This is a genomic window from Streptomyces sp. CO7 (genome assembly GCF_053474865.1).
Genome location: NZ_JBRIOU010000011.1, coordinates 51,098 through 54,857, shown reverse-complemented (window position 1 = coordinate 54,857; position 3,760 = coordinate 51,098). Strand labels below are relative to the sequence as shown.

Here is a 3,760-nt window from a genome sequence, read left to right as displayed (position 1 = left end):
GGTACGGGAAGCGCTCCCTGGCGTGCCAGCCGAGCTGGATGCGGGTGTTGACGCCCGCCGCGTCCATCATCTGCCGGATACGCCGCTGCACGGTCCGCTGCCCGATGCCCAGCCGCAGGGCGACGGTGGCGTCCGTGCACCCTTCGAGCAGCATGCGCAGGATCTGCAGGTCGAGGCTTCCGGTTTCGGCTCCGTGCGCTTCCATCCGCTGTCCCCTCTCGCGCGGCGGTCCCGGTCCCGGCAACCCGGCCATTTTGCGATCATGTCCATGACCGCACAATACGGGCGGCGTCTTCCGCGCAGGGTTGGCCGAAAGCCGCCGACAGGGCGGCCCTGCGCGTGGACCGCCCCGTTCCGGGGTAGCGCCGGGCTGCCCGGGCGCGTGAAGGGCCGCGGCGGGGCCTGAGAACGCCGGACGGGCCGCCCGGAGAAACGCCCGGACGGCCCGCGCGGAGAACGCCTGACGGCCCGCGCGGGGAGCGCGGGCCGTCAGGACGGGGCCGAAGCCGTGGGGATGTCAGACGCCGTCGGGGTCCGCCCGGTCGAGGGCGGGAGCCGGCGTCGGGCCCGCGGTCAGCAGGTAGTCGGCGGCCGAGGTGTCGGTCACCAGGCTGGTGACCAGCCCCGAGCGCAGCACCGCGTCGATCGCGGAGCCCTTGCGCGCCCCGCCGGCGATGGCGACCACCTCGGGGATGCGGCGCAGCTGCTCCGCCTTCACCGTGATGCACCGCTCGCCCAGGTCCCGGCCGACCCGCCGGCCCTGAGCGTCGAACAGGTGGGCCGACATCTCCGCCGCGACGCCCAGCGAGGCATAGTGCTCCCGCTCCTCGTCGCTGAGCATGTCGTGCACCGTGGAGACGCCCGGGTCCCAGGAACCGATCGAGACGCAGGCGACGGTGACCTTGTCGAAGTACTCGAAGGCCCGGGCGATGCCCGTCTGGCTGCGCAGCGCGGCCGCGGTGGCCACGTCCGGCAGCAGCATCGGCGCGTAGATGGGGTGGGCGTCGCCGCCCGACACCTGGGCGGCGCGCCGCACCGCCTCCACCGAGCCGCGCTCGGCGGTTCCGGCGTCGTAGACGCCGGTCAGCTGGACCACCGTGCACTGCGGCAGCTTGCTCAGCGCCGCCGCCATGTGGATGGTGGACCTGCCCCAGGCCAGCCCCAGGACGTCCCCCTCGTCGATGAGCTCACCGAGGAGGTCCGCGGCGACCTCGCCAAGGTTCTCCGGGTCCGGGGAGTCCTGGGCCTCCGCGGGGGACTCGACCACGACGGCGTGCCGCAGGCCGTACCGGGCCCGGAGCGCGTCGGAGCGCTCCGCGTCCAGTTCGGCCGGGACACGGATCTCGATCCGCACGAGGTCCCTCTCGAGGGCGGTCTCCAGCACCCGCGCCACCTTGAAGCGGCTCACGCCGAACTCCTCGGCGATCTGGATCTTGGACTTGCCCTCGAGGTAGAAGCGGCGGGCCATGGCCGCCGCCTGCACCAGCTCAGCGGGACCCATCCGCATGGCTGACCGGCCCGCCGACATACCCGACACGGCGCTCTCCTCACTGCTGTTCACATCTTGGACCTGCCGTCCATCCTTGCAGATACGGCAGGGCGGATCCGCCTCTGTCGGCGTCGTTCACATTCCGTTGGCCCGGCGGGCGCCGGGCGCGGCGCGGCGGGTGCGGTTCAGTGGGCGCACGCCCAGGACGCGGCGGCGGTGGCCGCCTCCGCCTTGGCGCGCAGCGCGCGCACCGCCTCGGCCGGGTCCTCGGCGCTGTACACCGCGGAACCGGCCACGAACACGTCGGCGCCGGCCTCGGCGCAGCGTTCGATCGTGGACTCCGAGACGCCGCCGTCGATCTGCAGCCAGAGCTCGAGACCGTGCTTGGTGATGAGCTCACGGGTGCGGCGGATCTTGGGCAGCATGATGTCCAGGAAGGCCTGGCCGCCGAAGCCGGGTTCGACCGTCATGATCAGCAGCATGTCCAGCTCGGGGAGCAGGTCCTCGTAGGGCTCGATCGGCGTGGCCGGACGCAGCGCCATGGAGGCGCGGGCGCCCTTGGCGCGGATCTCGCGGGCGAGGCGCACCGGCGCTGCGGCGGCCTCGACGTGGAAGGTGACGGACCCCGCGCCGGCCTCCACGTACTGCGGGGCCCAGCGGTCGGGCTGCTCGATCATCAGGTGACAGTCCAGCGGGGTGTCCGTCGCCCGCGCCAGGGACTCGACCACCGGCACGCCGAGGGTCAGGTTGGGCACGAAGTGGTTGTCCATCACGTCGACGTGGAGCCAGTCGGCCCCGGCGACCGCCTTCGCCTCGTCGGCGAGGCGCGCGAAGTCGGCGGACAGGATGCTCGGGTTGATCTGCACGGCCATGCCCACAGCCTCCCATGGAGCGGGCCCCCGGGCGGCATCCGGGGGCCTTCCACTTTCCGCCCGGAGTCGGTCGCCGGGCACGGTCGGGGGCGCGCCCCGGGTGCGGTCGTTACGCGACGCGGCGCAGCAGCGCCAGATACATGGCGTCGGTGCCGTGCAGGTGCGGCCAGAGCTGGACGTCGGGACCTTCTCCGAGGTCGGTCACGCCCGGCAACAGGGGCCGCGCGTCGAGGAGTTCGGCCTCGCCGGCGTGCTGCTTGAGCACGTCGTCGACGACCGCGCGGGTCTCCGCGAGGTGCGGGGAGCAGGTCACGTAGCCGACGACCCCGCCGACCCGCACCGATTCCAGGGCGGTGCGCAGCAGCGCCCGCTGCAGCGGGGCGAAGCCGTCCAGGTCCTCGGGCCGCCGCCGCCAGCGGGCCTCCGGGCGCCGCCGCAGCGCGCCCAGACCGGTGCACGGCACGTCCATCAGGACGCGGTCGAACGAGCCGGGACGCCACGGCGGGCGCGTGCCGTCGGCGGTGATCACCTGGTACGGGCCGGGGTTGCCCTCCAGTGCCCGGGCGACCAGGCCCGCCCGGTGCGGCTGCTTCTCCGAGGCGAGCAGCACGGCCCCGCGCTCGGCGGCCAGCCCGGCGAGCAGCGCCGCCTTGCCGCCGGGGCCCGCGCAGCCGTCCAGCCAGGCCTTGTCGGGGCCCTCCAGCGGCGCGTTGGCCAGCGCCAGCGCGACCAGCTGGCTGCCCTCGTCCTGGACTCCGGCGCGACCCTCGCGCACGGCCTCCACCGCTCCGGGCTCGCCGCCCTCGGTGAGCCGGACCGCGTACGGGGACCAGCGCCCCGGCGCGGCCGCCTCCTCGTCCAGCGACTCCAGCAGCTCGGCCGCGGTGGCCCGCCCGGGGCGGGCCACCAGGGTCACCTCGGGCCGCTCGTTGTCCGCGGCCAGCAGTTCCTCGACGCCGGCCCGGCCGCCGCCCAGCGAGTCCCACAGTGCGGAGACCACCCAGCGGGGGTGGGAGTGGACCACGGCGAGGTGGTCCTCAGGGTCCTCGTCGTAGGGCGGGGCGACCTGCTCCAGCCAGCCGTCGAGGTCCTGCCGGGCGATCTTGCGCAGCACGGCGTTGACGAACTTGGCGCGGCCGTCGCCGAGCACCACGCGGGCCAGCTCAACGGTGGCGGAGACCGCCGCGTGCGGCGGGATCCGGGTGCCCAGCAGCTGGTGCGCGCCGAGCGAGAGCACGTCGAGCACCGGCGGGTCCACCTCGCGCAGCGGCCGGTCGACGCAGTCCGCGATGATCGCGTCGTAGGTGCCCTGGCGACGCAGCGTGCCGTAGACGAGCTCGGTGGCGAGGGCGGCGTCCCGGCCGTCGAAGCCCTCCTTCTCGCGGGCCTTGCCCAGCAG

3 protein-coding genes and 1 pseudogene are annotated in these 3,760 nt (G+C 74.5%); all 4 read right to left on the bottom strand.

The window, feature by feature from the left end:
* A pseudogene (locus ACOV8S_RS29325) lies at positions 1-205 on the bottom strand (helix-turn-helix transcriptional regulator); the annotation flags it as partial.
* 312 nt (positions 206-517) lie between these two features.
* Positions 518-1,561, bottom strand: a complete 1,044-nt coding sequence (locus tag ACOV8S_RS29320; RefSeq protein WP_448321513.1) for a sugar-binding transcriptional regulator — start codon at positions 1,559-1,561, stop codon at positions 518-520.
* Between the two features lie 113 nt (positions 1,562-1,674).
* Positions 1,675-2,361, bottom strand: a complete 687-nt coding sequence (gene rpe / locus ACOV8S_RS29315; protein ID WP_382557460.1) for a ribulose-phosphate 3-epimerase — start codon at positions 2,359-2,361, stop codon at positions 1,675-1,677.
* 109 nt (positions 2,362-2,470) lie between these two features.
* The coding region (locus ACOV8S_RS29310; RefSeq protein ID WP_448321512.1) for an RsmB/NOP family class I SAM-dependent RNA methyltransferase at positions 2,471-3,760 on the bottom strand (1,290 nt) is incomplete at its 5' end.

Excerpts from the sequence above, each read along its gene's own strand:
- rpe (WP_382557460.1), bottom strand. The coding sequence starts at position 2,361 with ATGGCCGTGCAGATCAACCCGAGCATCCTGTCCGCCGACTTCGCGCGC.